Genomic DNA, 18885 nt, shown 5'->3' with positions numbered 1-18885 from the left:
ACTACCCATGTCAAGCATGAAAACTGCACTCCTTCCCCTCCTGGCCGGCCTGCTGTGCGCAGGTGTCTGCACCTCGGGGCAATCGCAGGCCGCCGTATCGTGTCGCCCGGAATTGCTGGCGCAAGCGGAGCCGGGCGGCGCCCGCGTCGTGCGCTACCGCAAGAATATCGATGCACTGACTCCGGCCGAGCTTGACGCCTTCAAGCATGCGGTGAGCGAAATGAAACGCAAGAGCCAGGAAAACGTGTATGACCGGCGCGGCTTCCTGTGGCAGGCCTGGGTGCATAACTGCACCTCCGTCGACGTCTTCAATGACCGCCAGGCGGCCTTGCCTGGCGACAGGCTGAAAAAGCTGCTGGGCGATCCGACGCGCAACAGCTGCGACGTCGCCTATTTCCTCGACAAGGTGGCGACCGAAGACAACGCCCACGAGGAGTTTCCCGGCGAGTGCGAGCACCAGAAAAACACCTTCCTGCAATGGCACCGGGCGCAGCTGTATTTTTATGAGCAAGCCTTGCAGGCAGCCGACCCGAACGGCGAGCGGGGACCCAGTACGCGCAATGTCACGCTGCCGTACTGGAACTTCACCCGCAAGCCTTCCGGCGTGCGCTATCCGAAAGCCTTCGAGGACGTCGATTCGCCGCTGTACGACGCCACGCGCAACAAGGAGGGGCTCGACAGCTCGCTGGCCACGGCTTCGCCCAACTTGCTGGCCTATCAGATCTATTACATGGAGTGGGCCGATTTCGGCGGCGACGAATACGGCAGCCTGGGCGGCGGCAACCTGGAAACAAAAATCCACAATCGCATGCACGCCACCTACATGGGCGGCAACATGGGCGACAACGTCACGGCCGGCCTCGATCCGCTGTTCTATGCCTTCCATAATTTCCTCGATTACAGTTTCGAGAAATGGCTCGACGAGCATGGCGATGCCGGCATACGCGGCAGCGGGCGCACGGCGTTCATGCGCAGCGAGCAGGACGCCAGCCTGCCCCGACCCGTCGGCTGGAGCGCCGGCAGCGGCGACGCCCAGCGCGGTGATTCGGGCGACTACACGGCCAACATGGGCCAGGCGGAACTGTATTTCGACACCCTGCGGCAGGGCTATGGCTTCCAGCCGCGCTATGGCGGCGAGTTTGCCCGCAAGACGGATATCCAGGCCCTGATCGACCGGCACCAGCAGGCGGGTTTTGTGTTTGGCGACAACCAGAAAAGCCTGTTCGCCGCCTTGCTCAGCGACGATGCGGCCGATGGCGCGGTCGCCAGGCCCGATCTCACCGTGACCAGCGCCTACCAGATCCCGGCGCGGCGGGTGGCCAGCGACAAGCGGGCCAACATGGTGCTGGATCGCGCGCATGCGGATGAAGACTACAGTTTTCAGGCCGATATCTACCTGCATCCCGCCAACGTGGCCGCGCGCATCGGCGACAAGTCGTTCCGCGACCGCTACCTGGTCACCAGCACCAGCCACTGGGCCTTGTCCGGCCATCATCAGCACGACAAATATGTCATCGAAACGGATATCACCGGCATCGTCGACAGTCTCGTACCCAGGAAGCGCAGGCAGGCCTGGCGCATCACGGCAGCCATCACCACCAATGACAAGGGGCGTGGCCTGATACGGCAAGGCGATTTCTCCACGCCCGTGATCCAGCTTGTCGACCGGCGCAAACCTGCCGAACCCACGTATGAGGAGAGCAAGCCATGAGTGAACGGACCAGCTTCAAGCGCGATGTGCAGGGCCTGTTTTCCCGCTATGTAGCCGACATGAACAAGGTCAAGCTGTCGAACCCCGCGTCGACGGGCGTGCAGCGGCTGTATCTGAACGACTATGCGAGCGTGAAGGCGTTTGCCTGGCAAATCCAGGTGGCCATCCACGGTTACGACTATGACAGCCGCAACGAAAAATGGCTGGTGCCGGCCGGGCACCGCCTGCGCAAGCCGGGCGCAGGGGAGGGCCAGTATGTCATGTCTGCACCGCACCCGATGCCGCCTGACGGCCCGATGCCGCAGGAGGGCATCGATATCTTCGACCAGTGGGTCCGGGACGGCATGCCGCCGTGATGCGTTGGCCAACCGGCACAGACACCCTTGATGAGCAGGAGTTCAGCATGGCATACACAGGTTTGAGAATTCACCCGGCCATCGGCATCGCCCGCGTCGGCAACAGCGAAGAATACTATCTGGGCCCGGAAAGCCTGGCCGGCATGCCGCTGGCTGGCCAGGATGGCACGGGAGGCTTGCCGATCCGGCCCGGTACGGAAGATACGACCATCGCCAGCAGCGAGTTGCGCGATGCCAGCGGAAAGCTCAAGCGGCAGGCGGCCCGCTTCCGGATTTACCAATATGCGTTCGATGCGGCCGATGGCGTGGAAAGCTACCCGCTGGGCCGGCGGGGCGCGGCGGCGGAAGTGGCCATCGGCAGCATGGTCGATGGCAAGATCGTCAAGGACATCGTGTGGACCGTGCACTTGGCCAACAAGAAGGCCAATAGCTGGGAGGCAGGCGACGGCGTGGCGCCGTTCGACAACAAGCGCGTGCCAGCCTTGCGCAATCGGGCTTTCGGCGAGCCGGCCTCGCCGCACTTCGGCACGCCGGCCGACCCGCTGCGCCTGCAGCTGCTGGTCATCGACCCCGGACCGCGCACGGTGCAGGCCTCGCGCCAGTCGGTGCAGCAGTTCGACGCCGCCACGCCGCCATCGTGCGCGGAGGCGGCCAGCGGCGCCGTGCGCAGCCTGCCCGACTATCCCGTATCGTTTCCGCGCGGCGGACAGGCTGGCGCGCCGGCGCAGGGCCCTGGTTCCATCATCGCCTCGCTGGGCGCCGTCACGACGGAAAAGAATGGCCGCCTGCTGGTGCTGGGCGGTTATGGCAAGGCCTGCGGCTTTGACGCGCAAGGCAATTATTCGCCCGCCGCCGTCCTGCACGACAACGTCAACAACGACAACTGGTTCGATGACGTGGCCGATGGTCCCGTCACGGCCATGCTGCTCTTCGCCGACGGCACGGCGCGCAGCGTCGAGGGCGGCGCCTGGGTGGTGTCGAGCGACCCGTCGTATGCGCCGCAAACGGCGAACGTCGTCTCGCTGTGGGACGACCTGTATTGCACCTGGCTGGAAAAGATGGCGCTGCGGCCCGCCGTGTATGCGGATGGCAGCTACCAGGCGGGCTACCAGAGCAATTTCAGCACCGATGTCCAGCCCATCCTGCGGGCGGCCTCGCTGCAGCGCTGGACGACCAGTCTGCCGCCCAGGGCGATCAAGGAGCACGACTTGCTGGGCAAGATGAAGGCGGAGGGCCTGACTTACCCCATCATGAATTTCATCCGCCATCCCGACCAGACGGGCGCGCAGTCACTGAAGCCGCAGATGCCGCTGTCGCTTGGCGATGCGGGCAGCAGCCTGCTGACCCTGACGCGTGCCCAGTATTTTTTCATGGACCAATGGGCGCATGGCCAGTATGTGGCCGACAGCGGCACTTTCCTGCTGGGCGCGGGCGAAGCGCTCGACCGTAGCGTCCTGTTCAACTGCCTGGGCGGCCGCTACAGCCCCGGCATCGAGATGGGTTTTATCGTGCGCGATCCCGGCCTGTACCGGCAGGCGTGGCGGCGCCATGATGCAGGCGGCCCGTTCCGCATCCATGCACAGCATCTCGATTACCCGGCCGCCGTCAGGGACCAGCCCTTTCTTGGCGCCGGCTATGTGCCGCTGCGCGGCGGCGAGGTGCAGCCTGGCGACGTGTCGAAGTTCATGGCCTTGCCATGGCATACCGATTACAACTCGTGCGCCACGCATCTGCCGGATCCGAATCCCGGCGGCAAGGTACTCAATAACCAGCAGGCGATCGACGCGGCCACGGCGATCAATGGCAATGGCTACAACACCTTGCTGTATTCCTCCTGGCCGGCGCAGCGGCCCGTGGCCGTGTACACCTACGACGACGTCGTTGCCAATGGCGGCGAACTGGCGACGCCGCGTTACTCCGTTCGAGGCAAGGGCACGCGGGCCGATGGCGTGCCATCAAGCACCCCGGACAATGCGGAAATCGATCGGCCCGCCATGCATGTGGGCCGCTACCAGGACCGCGCGCAGTTCCTGCTGAACTGGCACCGCATCGGCGTGGTCGTGCAAAGCACGGCGATTGCGCGCAAGGCTGGCGAGAAGGCCATCTGCAAGGATTACTACCTGGAAGTCGAGAGCCTGTTCGACAGCGATGAAAGCAACCTGGTCGAGTATTGGCGCAACACGGCCATCGACAAGGTGTACCGGCCGAAGCCGCTGCCGAAACCGAAGCCCTGATGGCGGCGGCAGAAAGTTCCGTAGCGGCGGGGCCGTCGCGGCAGCGCTACCGGGTCGCCATCATCGGCGGGGGCCCGGCCGGCTGCGCCTGCGCGCTGGCGCTGGCCCGGCATGGCGTGCACGATGTGCTCGTGATCGAGGCGGGCGACTACGCTCAATTTCGCATCGGCGAAAGCATTCCGCCCGAAGCCAACCGCCTGTTCCAGGCGCTGGGGATGGCGCAGGCGTTTTTCGCCGAGGCGCATGCGCCTTGCCATGGCAGCTGTTCCTGGTGGGGCAGCGACAAGCGCGGCTACAACGACGCGCTGCTGCATCCGCTGGGCCACGGCTGGCACCTGGAGCGTTCCCGTTTCAATGACTTCCTGGCGCGCCAGGCGCGCTTGCGCGGGGCGGAAGTGCTGCTGCGCGCCAGCCTGGCCGCGTCGGCCCCGGCGCAAGGCGGCGGTTTTACATTGGAATTGATGCTGGGCGATCCGGCGCACCCGCGCCTGGCCAGCATCCACGCCGACCTGGTGGTCGACGCCAGCGGCACGCGCGCCATCTTCGCGCGCCAGCGCGGCAGCCGCAAGGTGGCAACGCTGCCGCTGATATGCCTTGCGATGCGCTTCGCCGCGCCAGACGGCCCCCGTTCCGGCCTGACGCACCTGGAAGCCGTCGAACATGGCTGGTGGTATGGCGCCCATCTGCCCGACGCCACCTTGCTGCTGGCGTTCTACAGCGATGCGGCCACCGTCAAGGCGCGGCGCCTGCAGCATGCCGGGCACTGGCTGGAAGGGCTGGCGGCCGCGCCCAATACGGCGGCGCTGGCCCGCGGCGCGGCGCCGCTGGCAGGCGGCGTGCAGAGTTTTCCCGCGCCGTCCTACTGCCTCGATCAACTGCATGGCGACGGTTGGCTGGCCATCGGCGACGCCGCCTCGGCCTACGATCCTGTCACCTCGCAAGGCATTGTCAAGGCGCTCGCCAACGGCATGGCGGCCGCTGACGCCATCGCCGGTCACGCCACCCTGGGCGCGGTGGCGCACACGGTGGCACTGCGCCATGCGCAGTACCTCGTGCAGCGCCAGCAGTACTATGGCTGGGAGCAGCGCTGGCCCGCCGCGCCGTTCTGGCGCCAGTTGCATGCGGGTGCGCAGGCGCGCTAGCGGTCTTATCGCCGCTGCGCTTCGCGTTCGAGTGTATCCCTGCCGATGATCTTCAGGCTGGCGCCGCCCTTGAAGGGCAGCGTTTCCTCGTTGCCCGCCGTCTGGATGCCGGCCGAGACACCGATTTCGGCCGTCACGTCGACGAACTCCTTGCGGAACAGCAGCAGTTCCGTATGCTTGATGACGCTTTGCAGCGCAATCGATTGTCCGGGCGCGATGGTCGTGAGGTCGCGCTTGAGCGCGTGATTGGCCAGGCCCGTCTTCAATACCTGGCTTTGTTCGCTCACGTTATCGATCAGGCGCATATTGGGCCCCCGCGCCTGCATGTATTTGAGCGGATAGCCGACTTCCCCATTGCCGACATTCTTGATGAGCACCTCGATGCGCATGTCGCTGCCCGTGAAAATGCAGGCCGGATTATCGATGCAGTGGGCGCTGATGGAGAGAATTTCGTTCGGCATGGCGTTTCCTGGGAGTTGTAGGGACACTGCGAGCAGTGCGATTAGGAGCCGTTCAGGATGATATCGCATTTGATCTGCCGTCCTATTTTCGTCCGTAGCAATTCCTGCACTTCGATGGCGATCTGCCAGGCATGCCGGTCACGGATGACGATGGAGCCGGCCGAGTTCATGATGTTGGCGGCGGCCGGTTCAGGTTCCTTGTCGTCAGAGAGGGAAGGCACGGGCGCATCCCAGCTGCCGTCCGGCTTCTTGTATTTGACGGTCTCGTCGTCGCCCTCCACATACGAATATTCATCCGGCAGGCCATAGCAGTGACCGAATTCATGTGCGTGCGTCTGGCCATCGGTCGAGGCGGACACGTCGATGATGGTGCCCGTCACGCTTTCGCGGTCGTAGCGTTTGTGGATCTGCATGACGTAGTGTTCGTTGCTTTCCACATAAACGACGCGGTAGACGATGGGCAGGACGCGCGTGCCGCATTCCGGATCGCTGATTTTCATCTGGAATTTATTGTTCCAGTGGCTTTCCAGCCCCGTGGTGGCGATGCCCTTGACGTACTTGATGACGGCGGCGCGCTGCTTGACCCGCGTGGCGGCCTGTGGGGTACCCTTTTCGCGCTCTTCCAGCGCCTGGTCGGCCGGCTCGAGCACCGTGATCACCTTGACGCGCAATTCGGCGATGATGCCGGTATTCGACTTGACGGGCACGTAGATCTTGTAGCGCACGTTGTCGAAATAGTTATGCGGCGCGCCAGTGGCGCCGAAGGTGTTGTTGTAGCGCGGCACGCTGGAGACGCTGATCTCCTTTTCATAGTCGGCGATCCAGCAGGCGGGGCGCTTGATGAGCACTTCCTTGCGCTGCTTATTGTCGACGGGGCTGGTGCTGGACGTACCCGTTTCCTTGAATTTCGGCTCGGGCTTGGGCGGCACCTTGGCCGTCGTGCCGGGCGCAGGCGCCTTGGCGCGCGTGTCCGAGCCGGGTGGCGGGGCAGGAGCCGGCTCAGGGCTGTCTTGCGTCTCGGGCAACTGGCCCGGTGATTTGAGCAGTTCGATCACCAACGCCTCGACGGCGGCAGCCGCCACGATATGGGTCAGGCCCCTGGCGTCCGTCATGCCCGTTTCGATACTGCCGTCGGCGCGCTTGACGCGATACGGCTGGCGCGGCATCAGTTCGCCCGTGTCGCGGTCTTTCAGCACGAATCCTTCGTCGAACAGTTTCAAGCGGCTGTCGGGCAAGGGCGGCAGGCCGGCGGCGACGCTGGCGCCGCCGTTGAAGACATGCTGCCCGCCCTTGACCGTGAAATGACCGGGGCAGCGGAAGGTGATGTCGCCGCCTTCGAGCGTGATCGACGATTGTCCTGCCTGCAGGACGATTTTCTGATTGGCCTTGATGTCGATGCTGTCGCTCACGGAGATCACCGTGACGGCTTGATCGGCGAGGATTTCCAGCTGGTCGGTATGCGCTTCGAGCGAGACGGGGCCGTTGCCCGCGACGGCCTTGATGCCGCCTTCCTGGCTGAACAGCGTGGCCGCGTTGGCCGCCACCGAGGCGACGGTCTGGCCGGCCGTCATGTGCAGGTCGGCCTGCGCCGTCCAGTGCAGCTGCTGGCCCGCGAACAGCACGGTCGACGCGGGCGTGGCCCAGTTGATGCTGCTGGGCGACTCCATCACCACCAGCGGCTGGGCGTAGCGTTCCACGGGCTGCGCCGCATCGGGCGCGCGCGTGCCGCTGCCCGCCTTGCTGGCTTCCTGGCCGCCGACAGCGGCCTGGTACTTGCCATCCTGTTGCGGGTCGATCTGCGTCGCCATGTCCAGCTGCGCCTGGTTCGCATCCTTGCTGACGAGGGCGTTTTGCTGGCTAGCCGACGTCGCCACCGTCTTGCTCAGTTCACAGGCACCGCGCAACAGGGCCAGCGCTTCCTTCGTGTCGAGCTGGCTCGAGGTCACGCCGGCGCCCTGGCGCGCGCGCGCCGTGGTCGAGATCAGCATGCCTTCGCCGGCGCGCAGCATGGCCCAGGCATCGGTGCGCAATTCAAAGCCGCTGCCGCGGTAGCTGCCCCGTTGCGCCGAGCTGGCGCCTTGCTGCACCAGGTAGCCCAGATTGAGCTCGGTGGCGGCGCTGCTCGAAGCGAGCCGGGTGCGCAGCTGGCCCTGGGTATCGTCGAGTACCCACTGGTTGTAGCCGGCGCCGTCGAAATTGTGGCTGTGCATGCCCGACAGGACGCCCGCGTGGTTGACGCCCGCATCCTCGCCGGCCGCATACGGCGGCGTGTCGCTGCCCGTGTAGAGCTGGGCGACGACCAGCGGGCGGTCCATGTCGCCTTCGATGAAGTCGACCAGCACTTCCGTGCCGAGGCGCGGCGTGAATTGCGAACCCCAGTTCGGGCCGGCCAGCGCTTCGGCCACGCGCACCCAGGCGCCGGAGGCCTCGTTGCCGGGCGCGTTGCCCTGCGCGTCGGTATTGTGCGCCAGGCCGCCCGGATTGGCGGCGCTGCCGCGCTGCCAGGCGAACTGGATGCGCACTTGGTGGTCGCGGCCCGTGGTGGCCACGCTGTCGGCCAGCCCCACCACCAGCGCCGTCTGCGGGCCCAGCGCCACGGCCGGCGCGCGCGCGGCGGTGGCGCGCGGCACGATGGCCACGCTGGTGCGCACGCAGCCGAAGCGGTTGCGGTAGGTGCCCGGTTCGATCTGGCCGGCGATCCAGTCGGCCACGCCGCCCAGGCCGGCCGTCCTGGCCAGCGTCGACAGCATGCCGCCCAGACTGGCGCCGGCTGTTCCCGCATTGTTGCGCGCCTGGTGTTCGGCCCACAGCACGGTGAAGGCGTTGGCGCCATCGGCATGCTGTTCGTGCTGCAGCAGGCGCATGGCGTGGCCGGCGGCCAGGCGGCGCACGGCGCCGGCGCCGTCGAACTGCTTGTTGTCCAGTTCCAGCGCTTGCAGCATGCGCTCGCTGTGCGGCCCGGCCGCCGCGCGGTCGGCGTGCCGGCGTTCGCCGGCGCCGTCATACACGGCCAGCTGCGGCAATTGCCCCGCCTCCAGGCTGGAGACCTGCTCGGCGGCGGGCGCCGTCACCTGCGCCGGGTCCCAGCTGCTGATGCTGACGGCATTCGATTGCACCTGGCGGCGCGCACCGAAGCGGTCGATGGCGTCGTCGGTATCGGTGGCGCGCACGCCGTGAAAGCGCATGTCGGCGCCGCCCGGCGTCTGCGGCGCGGTCGCCTTGCTGTCGAAGATCACCAGTTTGTGCCTGGCCTGCACCTCGCCCTCGCCACCTTCCTGCGCGCCGCCGGGCTGGTCGTGCTCGAAGCGCCAGCTCAGGCCTTCGGCGGCCAGCAGGCGCGCGAAGAAAGCGAAGTCGCTTTCGCGGTACTGGGTGCGGATGGCGCGCGTGGCCAGCGCCTGGCTGACGTCGAATTCGAAGCGCAGCTGCGGGTAGTCGGCCAGCAGCTCGGTGACGATGTCGCGCGCGTTCTTGTCCTGGAAAATATAACTGTCGCGGCGCAGCTGCAGCAGGGCCAGGGCCGGCTCGAGGCGCAGCCGGTAGCGCGCCACGCCACCGTCGGCGCCCAGCCAGGCGCAATCGGTGCAGATGCCGTGCCAGGCGCGCTGGCTGCCGTCGGGCTGCAGCAGGCACAGCGTCATTTCTTCGCCGATGAAGGAGGACAGGTCCAGGCTGGCCGCGGTGCTCAGCGCGTCGACCTCGAAGCGGAACAGTTCATTGACGGCCTCGCGGCCCTCGAACTGTTCCGCCATCAGCGATTCCGGCTGTCCCGACTGCTGGGCCGTGGCCAGGGTGATGAGCCGCGCATGCTGGCTCAGGCCGGTGCCGAACTGGCCCGTGGCTGCGGGGGTTGCCTGTGCGCCGCCCATCACGGCAGGGTAATGCTCAGGTTAGCCACGCGCGGCGCCAGCTTGACGATGTCGTTGTAGGCATTGATCTGCGCTTGCGTCTGTTTGGCCAGCATGGTGCGCAGGCCCAGGTAGCCCATTGCGCAGATCAGGGCGAACACCGAACACAGCACCCAGACCGGCACGTTGTTGCGCAGCTTGTGGATGATCTGGTCGGGCCGCTCCGCATGCGGGGCGAAGCCGGTTTTCTTGCCCTTCATCTGGGCGATTTCGTCCCCCAGGCGCGCCGTCAGGTAGTTGAGTTTTTCCGGGCCTTCGAGGATGTAGCGGCCCTGGAAACCCAGCAGCAGGCACATGTGGAAGACCTCGAGCGCCTGCAGGTGCGCGCTGCCGCGCGCGCGCAGCGCTTCGAGACGGATGAAGAAGTTTTCGCCGGCCAGCTGGTCGCCGAACAGCACCAGCTGCAAGGGCCGGCGCGCCCATTCGTCGCGGATGCTGTAGGGCGAGCGCAGGATGATTTCATCGACGGCCGCGCAGAACGCATATTTTGCGGCGTCGATGTCGTCCGCCGACGCGCCCTGTTTTTTCGCGCCGCGGCTGAACTCATCGAGGAAGTGCGTCATCTTGCTGATGAAATCGGCATTGTCTTGCGGCCCGCTGCCGTTCTTCAGCATGAACAGGGCGTAAAAACCGTCGTACATCAAGTCCATCAAGGTGTGTTCGGTGCCGGGACCGGCAGCCATGCTGGAGGCATAGGCGGCCTGGCTGCCGGACATCAGGGAAGGGGGAGCGCTGGAGTGCATCGTTGGACCTCAGGAAGTGACGGCGACAAGTTCGAGTTTCAGTTCACGCATGCCGGACGGGACATAGACCAGCAGCGACTGCGCCTGCAGCATGCGTTCGTACATCTGCCCCTTGGCCTCGATGGTGAAGTAAAACATGTCGGGACGCACCGGCACGGCGGCCGGCACCTGCGGCGCATGCTGCAGGCGCACCCCGGGCAGGGCGGACAGGACGAATTTTTCCACATCGTCCGGCGCGCCCACCTTGAAGCGCAGCGGCACCACGTCGACCAGCTCCACGCCGGCCATGTCGGCCGACACGCCCAGGTAGAACGCCGTCTTGGCATCGATCTTTTCCGAGTCCAGCTTGCCGTGATGGTAGGACGGCTTGGTTTCCGTCAGCGCGATGGCGAAGTATTTCGACGAGATCACGGTGTCGAGCAATTCGCGGATCATGGCGTGCAGCTGGGCGAACGCGGGGCCGGGATCGGCATGCCGGTACGGCGGCAGGTCGGCCAGCGCATGGCTTCTTGAAAAGGTCATCAAGCCGCCCGCCAGGGCCAGCAGCTGTTCGTACAGCCGCTCCGGATGCAGCCCCGGATGATGGAAATAATGGCTGAGCGATGCGTAGGCCGCGCTGGCCGTATGCAGCAGCCAGAACGAGGACATGTCGCCCGAGCGGAACTCAATCACGCTCTTGCTCGGCTCGCGGTGGTGCCCGTACAGCGCGTTGACCTTGGCTTGCAGCGCGTCGATCAGGCGGCGCAGCTGCAGGAACAGCAGGGGCGCGCTGCGGATGGACAGGCTGGGGGGGACGAAGGCCGGGTCCTGCTCGAAGCCGCCCGTCGACAGGCGCCGCAGGCGCAGCAGGGGGAAGCTGACGTAGGAATCGCGCGGCTCGGCATCGGCGACCAGCCGCAGGGTTTTTTTCAGGTAGGTCAGTTCAGCCTGCGCGGCCTGGGTGTACAGGTCCGGCGTGCTGAGATTGGCCTGGGCGTAGCGCGCCGCGTTGTTGGGCTGGCCGCTGGCGGCGAAGTTGCCGCCGAATGGCTTGAAAGCCGGCAAGGCGGCGTGGAAGGTCACCGATTGCAAGGACGACGGCACGTTGCCCAAGTCCAGCGCGTCGGGCAGTTCATCGCTCCCGGCGGCGTTGTAGATTTCGCCGTCCTGGAAGACCAGCGACAGTTCCAGCAGGCGCAAGCTGTTGTTGGCCAGCGCATCGCGGTCGATCTGCAACTGGTTCACTCCCCACGCATACGGGTGCAGTGCCTTGACGCTCTCGTGCAGGCGCTGTTCGTGGTAGTGGTCTTGCTGCTGGAAATGCTGGGGCCGCAGAAACAGCCCTTCGCCCCATAACAATTTGTTTGCCATGCTCATGGATTGCCCTCTATGCCAGACACAGTGAGGCGCGCGGCAGCGACTGAAAATCATGCTTCGCATCGCGCAACCTGGTGCTTTTTTCGCAACTGCAAGAACCTTAACATTATCTTGAAGAATGGTGCGTACTGTACGTTTTTAGCGCGAGTAGTGTGAGTTTTCGCGTATTTTCTATTGAACGCAGTGAATTTTCAAATCATGCTACGCTCCGAAAAATAGATAATTAGCAACTATAAAAAGCAACTTTTCAGTTCACCAAACAGTCTTCTTTTTTGAAGGAAAGCTCAACATGACACGCTCGGTTTCGCTACGCACGCTTGCAGTTATCGCCTGTGCTTTTGCCCTCAGCGCCTGCAGTACGGCGCCGGTAGCCAAAGCGCCGCCCGTCGTGGCGCCGCCGACGCTGGAGGAGCTGATGGCCAAGGCCACGCAGGCGGTGGACACGGGCAACAAGGCGGCGGCGCTGGCGCTGTGGCAGGAGGCGGCCGCCGCGGCGCCCGCCGACAAGCAGCCCTGGGTGCGCATGGCGCAAAGCCGCTACGATGCCGGCCAGTATGGCGAAGCCATCCTCAACGCCCAGGAAGTGCTGGTGCGCGATCCTGCCGACAAGCTGGCCAACAGCGTGATTGCCATCAGCGGCCTGCGCCTGTCGACGCGGGCGCTGGCCGACCTGAGCCGTCAGAACAACCTGTCCGGTCCGCTGCGCGCGGAATCGCAGGACCTGGCCAAGCTGCTGCGCGAGAGCCTTGGCGAAACCGTGCTGGTGCCGCCGCCGGACAAGCCGCCCGTGCGCGCGTCGCGCAAGCAGCCAAGCAAGCGCACTGCCGATGAGGGCAGCGCCAATCCATTCAATGCCCTGAAGTAGCCAGCCAGGCACGGGCACGCCGCAGTTCAACAGGCGCATCGCCGATGCCGCCAATATTTGGAAGGGGATGTCATGTCGAAGAAAGATAGTGTGCAGAAGCGCTTGCAAAAGGTACGCCCGCCGCGCGTGCAGATGACGTATGACGTCGAGATCGGCGACGCCATCGAAAACAAGGAGCTGCCCTTCGTGGTGGGCGTGGTGGGCGATTTCGGCGGCAATTCCGAACTCGAACAGAAGCGCCTGAAGGACCGCAAGTTCGTCGATATCGACCGCGATAATTTCGATGAAGTGATGAAGGGTATCGAGCCGCGCGCCACCTTCCGCGTGCCGAATGAACTGAGCGCCGCTGGCGGCCAGTTCGGCGTCGAGCTGAAATTCCGCTCGATCGCCGATTTCCGGCCGGAAGCGGTGGTCGGGCAGGTCGAGCCGCTGCGCAAGCTGCTCGAAGCGCGCACCAAGCTGGCCGACCTGCGCAACAAGCTGGCCGGCAACGACAAACTGGAAGACATCCTGAATGACGTGCTCAATAGCACGGAAAAACTGGCCCAGCTGGAACAACATTCCCACGTCAGGAAAGATTGATATGTCCGCACAACTGACCCCCGCATTGAGCGCCGCCGGCGCCGCCGAAATCGACTTGCTCGACCAGATCGTCGAACAGAGCAAGGTGGCCAAGTCCAGCGTCGAACACGCCCGCGCCAAGGATCTGATTTCCGAACTGGTCAGCCAGGTCATGGATGGCACGGTGGTGGTATCGAATAACCTGGCCGCCACCATCGATGCCCGCGTGGCCGAACTGGACCAGCTCATTTCCGCGCAGCTTAGCGCCATCATGCACGCGCCCGAATTCCAGAAGCTGGAAAGCAGCTGGACGGGCCTGCATTACCTGGTGAAGAACACGGCCACCGGCACGAACCTGAAAATCAAGATGATGAACGCGACCAAGCGCGAACTGGTCAAGGATTTCCAGAGCGCGCTGGAGTTCGACCAGTCGACCATGTTCAAGAAGGTCTACGAAGAGGAATTCGGCACCTTCGGCGGGGCGCCATTCGGCACCTTGCTGGGCGACTTCGAATTCAGCCGCCAGCCGGAAGACATGTATTTCATCGAACAGATGTCGCATGTGGCCGCCGCCGCGCACGCGCCGTTCATCTCGTCCGCGTCGCCGGAACTGTTTGGCCTGGAAAGCTACAGCGACCTGGGCAAGCCGCGCGACCTGGCCAAGGTATTCGACACGGTCGAGTATGCGAAGTGGAAATCCTTGCGCGAATCGGAAGATTCGCGCTATGTGGGCCTGACCTTGCCCCGCTTCCTGGGCCGGCTGCCATTCAATCCGCTCGATGGCGCCACCGTCGACGGCTTCAATTTCGTCGAGGACGTCGACGGCACCGACCACCAGAAATACCTGTGGTGCAATGCCGCCTACGCGTTCGGCACCAAGCTGACGGCCGCCTTCGAGGATTACGGCTGGTGCGCGGCGATCCGCGGCGTGGAGGGGGGCGGCCTGGTGGAAGACTTGCCGACGCATACCTTCAAGACGGACGAGGGCGAGGTGGCGCTGAAATGCCCGACCGAGATCGCCATCACGGACCGTCGCGAAAAGGAATTGAGCGACCTGGGCTTCATCTCCCTCGTGCACTGCAAGAACACGGACTATGCCGCGTTTTTCGGCGCCCAGTCGGCGCAGAAGGCGAAAAAATACAATACCGACGCCGCCAACGCGAACGCCGTGCTGTCGGCGCAACTGCAATACATCTTCGCTGTGTCGCGCATCGCCCACTACATGAAGGCCATGATGCGCGACAAGATCGGCAGCTTTGCCGCCGCCTCCAACGTGGAAGATTTCCTCAACCGCTGGCTGACGCAGTACGTGCTGCTCGACGATAACGCCAGCCAGGAACAGAAAGCCCAGTTTCCGCTGCGCGAAGCGTCGGTGCAGGTATCGGAAGTGCCGGGCCGGCCCGGCGTGTACCGCGCCGTGTCCTTTTTGCGTCCGCATTTTCAACTGGACGAATTGTCCGTTTCACTCCGTTTGGTCGCGGAGCTTCCGCAGTCGACCAAATCGTAATGTATTTTTCTTCACACCCTTGAAAGGAATGACATGGCAATCGACGTATACTTGCAAATTGATGGCATCAAAGGCGAATCCACGGATAACAGCCACAAAGATTGGATCGAGTGCAAGTCGGTCCAGTGGCAGGTGTTGCAACCCAAATCGGCGACCGCCTCGACAGGCGGCGGCCATACCGCCGAACGTACCGAGCACAAGGATATCGTTATCGCCAAGATGGCCGATCTCGCCAGTCCCTTGCTGCTGCAAACGTGCTCCTCGGGCAAGACTATCCCGAAAGCCAAGCTCGAGTTCCTGCGCGCCGATGGCCAGGGCGAGCGCATCAAGTACTTCGAAATCGAACTCGAGAATGTGATGATCAGCAGCGTGGCGCCATCGGTGGCCGCGGGCGACATACTCGGCGAAGACCTGGCGCTCAAGTATTCCAAGGTCAAGTGGAAGTACACGCAGCAAAAAGTGGGTGGCGGCTCGGGCGGTAACACCTCCGGCGGCTGGGACCTGTCGGCCAACAAGACAGCCTGACCGTATCTGACCGCGTACGCCAGCGGCGCGCTGCCGCCGCTGGCTTTCCTGGCCGCCGGCAGCGGTATCCACGCCACCCAAGAAACGGGAAACCCATGAAAGGTTTTACGCCGGGCCTGTTCGACCGCCTGATGGATACGCCCGTGCACGGTGCCTCCAGCGGCACCGTCTCGCGCCTCTCGCTCGAAGACTTGAAAGACACCGTGGCGCGCGATCTCGAAGCGCTGCTCAACACGCGCGCCGTGCTGCCCGAGGCGCTGCTCAAACCCTTTCCCGAATGCGGCAAGTCGATCATCACGTACGGCTTGAACGATTTCGCCGGGCTTAGCCTGTCGAGCACGGACGACCGCGCCTATATCTGCCAGTGCCTGGAGAAGGCCATCGCCCGTCACGAGCCGCGCTTGCGCCAGGTACGTGCATCGCTGGAAATCGAGGAAGGCTCGATCAACCGCCTCAATTTCGCCATCAGCGCGCTGCTGGTGGTGCATGCGGCGCACGAACCGGTCAGCTTCGACGCCATCCTGCAGCCTTCCAGCCTGCATTACACGATCAGCAAGGGACGCCGCGCCGCGTCCACGGGAGCCTGACCTTGGATGAATTGCTGCCTTATTACGAGCGCGAACTGGGTTTCCTGCGCCGCTATTCGCGCGAGTTTTCCGAGCGCTACCCGAAGATCGCAGGCCGCCTGCTGATGGGCGGCGAGGTGTGCGAAGACCCGCACATCGAGCGCATGATCCAGTCGTTCGCGCTGCTCAATTCGCGCATCTCGAAGCGTATCGACGACGATTATCCCGAATTTACCGAAGCGCTGTTCGAAGTGCTTTATCCGCATTACCTGCGGCCGTTTCCCTCGTGCTCGATCGCCCGCATGGATTACGCCGCCGCGGCGGCGCAGTTGACGGCGCCGGCGGAAATCGCCCGCGGTACGGAGCTGACGACGCGCCCCGTGAAAGGCGTGGCCTGCACCTTCCGCACGGCCTACCCCGTGACGGTGGCACCGCTGGCGCTCACGCATGCGGCTTTTTCCGCCATCATCGAGGCGCCGGAACAGGTGCTGCTGCCGGCGAATGCCACCTCGGGCGTGCGCATCACCATCGAGTCGAGCGCCGCGCAGCTGTCGCTGGGCCAGCTGGGACTGGCATCGCTGCGCGTGTTCATCGATGGCCAGCCCTCGTTTTGCGCGGCGCTGCGCGACGCCCTGTTCATGCGCACCGTGAAGGCCTACGCCGAGGCGGACGGCAGCGGCAGCTGGGTTGCGCTCGACGGCATTCCGGTGCGCAGCGCCGGCTTTGCCGAGGACGATGCGCTGATCCCGTTTTCCGCCCGCTCGCATCCGGCCTACCGGCTGCTGACCGAGTATTTCTGCTTTCCCGAAAAATTCAATTTCTTCGACATCGACCTCGGTGCGCTGTGCGCCGCGCTGCCGTCCGGCTGCCGCCGCATCACCTTGCATCTGGCGCTGAGCGGCTTGCGCACGGATTCGAACACGGCGCGCCTGCTGGGGACGATGAACACGCACAATCTGCTGCTGGGCTGCACGCCAGTGGTCAACCTGTTCCGCCAGCGCGGCGAGCCTATCCGCCTCACGCACACGGCCGCCAGCTATCCCGTGCTGGCCGATGCGCGCCGCGCCTATGCGTTCGAGGTGCAGTCGATCGACTCGGTCAAGCTGGTGCGGCAGACGCCGCAGGGAGAATCCGTGGTGGAATTCCGTCCCTTCTATTCGCTGCGCCATGGCGAGACCCCGGCCAGGGATGGCCACTACTGGGTCATGCGGCGCGACGAGATCATCGCCGGCAAGAGTCCCGGCTACGAGACGCAGATATCGATCGTCGACATCGATTTCGATCCGGCCGCAGTGGAAACGGACACGCTCAGCCTGGAGCTGAGCTGCACCAACCGCGACTTGCCGGCACAGCTGACCTACGGCTTGCACGGCGGCGACCTGTTCCTCGAAGGCGGCTCCAGCGTGCGCAGCATCAGCCTGCTGCGCAAACCCAGCGAGTCGCACCGTTTCGAGCGGGGACGGGGCGCCCACTGGCGCTTGATTTCGCATCTGGCGCTGAATCACCTGTCGCTGGCCGGCAGCGGCCTGGAAGCGTTCCAGGAAATGCTGACCCTGTACGACTTGCCGCGCTCGGCCACTTCGCAGCGGCAAATCCGCGGCATCACGGCCATCGCCCACCAGGCCGTCAATGCCTGGTTGCCAGGCAATCCCTTCGCCTGCCTGGTGCGCGGCGTCGAAGTGCGGCTGACGATAGACGAAGAGGCCTTCGTCGGCAGCGGCATCCACGCCTTTGCGCATGTGATCGAGTGCTTCCTCGGTTTGTATGTGCATGCGAACAGCTTCACGCAACTGGTGGTGCTGGCAAAAAAATCAGGAGAGGAGCTGTGGCGATGCAAACCACGCAGCGGCGATTCCAGCCTAGTGTAATCGAGCGCCTGTTTGCCCAGCCTTGCCGCTTCCAGTACTTCCAGGCGGTACGCATGCTGGAGCTTTGGCTCAGGCGCAATGGCTTGCCGCACGACGATGCGGTGGCCAGCTTCCTGCGCTTCCAGAATTCCGTCTCGCTCGACTTCGCCCCCAGCCAGATCGAGGCGCTGGCGCCGGAGCCGCGCGAACTGGCCACGGACGCCAACGCCCTGGGCGCGGCGCTGCGCAGCGCGCAGCTGAAATACGTGCGCGTCACGCCGGCGTTCATGGGGTTTCTCGGCGTCGCCGGCGCGCTGCCGCTGCACTATACGGAACGCATCGCCACGCACCAGCTATATGAAAAGGACGAGGGGCCGCGCGCCTTCCTCGACACGTTTTCGAACCGCGCCCTGGCCCTGTTCTATGAAGCGTGGCGCAAGTACCGGCTGGAACTCAAATACCAGCTCGACGGCAAGGACCAGTTCCTGCCGCTGCTGCTGTCGCTGGCAGGGCTGGGCAACGCCTCGCTGCGCCAGCGCCTGGCGGGGGATGGCGCCGGCGTGCTCGATGAATCGGTGGGCTACTTTGCCGCCGCCATGCGCCACCGGCCGCCATCGGCCGTGCTGATCGGCCAGGTGCTGTCCGAGTATTTCGGGCAGCGCATCGCCGTCAGCCAGTTTGTCGGCTGCTGGTACGACGTGCCGCGCGAGCAGCAAAGCACGCTGGGCGGCAGCAACGCCCTGCTGGGCGCCACCGCCATGGTCGGCGCGCGCGTCTGGCAGCGCGACCTGCGCCTGCGGCTGACCATCGGCCCGCTGGCCCGCTGCCACTTCGACGCCTTCCTGCCTGGCGGCGCGGCCGCCCTCGCGCTCGAGAAGATGCTCGCCATGTTCACCGGCCTGTGCCTGGAATACGAAGTGCAGCTGGTGCTGCGCGCCGCCGACGTGCAGGGCATTGCGCTGGCGGTGCCGCGCAGCGGCGGGCGGCTGGGCTGGGACAGTTTCCTGATCACCGGCGGCGAGGCGAGCGACCGCGCCGATGTCCGCTATGAACTGCATGCGCTGGCTTGACCTCGCGCTTCTCCACCGATTTCGTTAACCATC

General features: G+C 64.8%; 15 protein-coding genes. 11 read left to right on the top strand and 4 right to left on the bottom strand.

What is annotated here, in order from left to right; all coding sequences use genetic code 11:
- Positions 1–16 precede the first annotated feature (16 nt).
- The 4 genes from CSQ93_RS26730 to CSQ93_RS26715 are packed head-to-tail and all read left to right on the top strand — an operon-like array spanning position 17 to position 5443.
- Positions 17–1711 carry a tyrosinase family protein gene (locus CSQ93_RS26730; protein WP_158301380.1) on the top strand — a complete coding sequence of 565 codons (1695 nt, stop codon included), beginning with the start codon at positions 17–19 and terminating at the stop codon, positions 1709–1711.
- Positions 1708–2067: a hypothetical protein gene (locus CSQ93_RS26725; RefSeq protein WP_099380642.1), complete on the top strand. Its 360-nt coding sequence runs from the start codon at positions 1708–1710 to the stop codon at positions 2065–2067. Before CSQ93_RS26730 ends, CSQ93_RS26725 begins: the two co-directional genes overlap by 4 nt.
- A 47-nt stretch (positions 2068–2114) precedes the next feature.
- Positions 2115–4301, top strand: coding sequence for a LodA/GoxA family CTQ-dependent oxidase (locus tag CSQ93_RS26720; protein WP_099380641.1), 2187 nt, complete (start codon positions 2115–2117; stop codon positions 4299–4301).
- Positions 4301–5443: an FAD-dependent oxidoreductase gene (locus CSQ93_RS26715; protein WP_099380640.1), complete on the top strand. Its 1143-nt coding sequence runs from the start codon at positions 4301–4303 to the stop codon at positions 5441–5443. The genes CSQ93_RS26720 and CSQ93_RS26715 overlap by 1 nt, the downstream gene beginning before the upstream one ends.
- A 5-nt stretch (positions 5444–5448) precedes the next feature.
- Here CSQ93_RS26715 and CSQ93_RS26710 read toward each other — a convergent pair whose 3' ends face one another.
- The 4 genes from CSQ93_RS26710 to tssK are packed head-to-tail and all read right to left on the bottom strand — an operon-like array spanning position 5449 to position 11911.
- Complete coding sequence (locus CSQ93_RS26710) at positions 5449–5904, bottom strand: hypothetical protein (protein WP_099380639.1); 456 nt, start codon at positions 5902–5904, stop codon at positions 5449–5451.
- A 41-nt stretch (positions 5905–5945) separates the two neighbouring features.
- On the bottom strand, positions 5946–9773 hold the full coding sequence (gene tssI, locus CSQ93_RS26705; RefSeq protein WP_099380638.1) for a type VI secretion system Vgr family protein: 3828 nt from the start codon (positions 9771–9773) through the stop codon (positions 5946–5948).
- A complete protein-coding gene (icmH, locus tag CSQ93_RS26700) occupies positions 9773–10555 on the bottom strand; it encodes a type IVB secretion system protein IcmH/DotU (RefSeq protein ID WP_099380637.1) in 783 nt (260 codons plus the stop codon). Before icmH ends, tssI begins: the two co-directional genes overlap by 1 nt.
- Positions 10556–10564: 9 nt before the next feature.
- Positions 10565–11911, bottom strand: a complete 1347-nt coding sequence (tssK, locus tag CSQ93_RS26695; RefSeq protein WP_099380636.1) for a type VI secretion system baseplate subunit TssK — start codon at positions 11909–11911, stop codon at positions 10565–10567.
- Between the two features lie 289 nt (positions 11912–12200).
- On the opposite strand from tssK, the gene CSQ93_RS29590 reads away from it, so the two are divergent.
- From CSQ93_RS29590 to tssG, 7 genes are all read left to right on the top strand, one after another.
- Entirely contained in the window at positions 12201–12776 is a 576-nt protein-coding gene (locus CSQ93_RS29590; protein WP_233516362.1) for a hypothetical protein, read from the top strand.
- A gap of 72 nt (positions 12777–12848) precedes the next feature.
- Positions 12849–13358, top strand: coding sequence for a type VI secretion system contractile sheath small subunit (tssB, locus tag CSQ93_RS26685; RefSeq protein ID WP_099380635.1), 510 nt, complete (start codon positions 12849–12851; stop codon positions 13356–13358).
- 1 nt (position 13359) lies between these two features.
- Positions 13360–14844 carry a type VI secretion system contractile sheath large subunit gene (gene tssC, locus CSQ93_RS26680; protein ID WP_077402280.1) on the top strand — a complete coding sequence of 495 codons (1485 nt, stop codon included), beginning with the start codon at positions 13360–13362 and terminating at the stop codon, positions 14842–14844.
- Between the two features lie 33 nt (positions 14845–14877).
- Positions 14878–15369: an Hcp family type VI secretion system effector gene (locus CSQ93_RS26675; RefSeq protein ID WP_035817450.1), complete on the top strand. Its 492-nt coding sequence runs from the start codon at positions 14878–14880 to the stop codon at positions 15367–15369.
- 95 nt (positions 15370–15464) lie between these two features.
- Positions 15465–15956 carry a type VI secretion system baseplate subunit TssE gene (gene tssE, locus CSQ93_RS26670; RefSeq protein WP_035817453.1) on the top strand — a complete coding sequence of 164 codons (492 nt, stop codon included), beginning with the start codon at positions 15465–15467 and terminating at the stop codon, positions 15954–15956.
- Between the two features lie 2 nt (positions 15957–15958).
- The gene (tssF, locus tag CSQ93_RS26665; protein ID WP_099380634.1) at positions 15959–17803 is read left to right on the top strand and encodes a type VI secretion system baseplate subunit TssF; all 1845 of its coding nucleotides are present in this window, start codon (positions 15959–15961) and stop codon (positions 17801–17803) included.
- On the top strand, positions 17767–18852 hold the full coding sequence (gene tssG, locus CSQ93_RS26660; protein WP_099380633.1) for a type VI secretion system baseplate subunit TssG: 1086 nt from the start codon (positions 17767–17769) through the stop codon (positions 18850–18852). The genes tssF and tssG overlap by 37 nt, the downstream gene beginning before the upstream one ends.
- The last annotated feature ends 33 nt before the right edge of the window (positions 18853–18885 follow it).

Source organism: Janthinobacterium sp. BJB426 (assembly GCF_002735705.1).
Lineage (GTDB): Bacteria > Pseudomonadota > Gammaproteobacteria > Burkholderiales > Burkholderiaceae_D > Janthinobacterium.
Note: the sequence above shows the minus strand (reverse complement) of the source record. Positions and strands in the feature narration are given on the sequence as shown.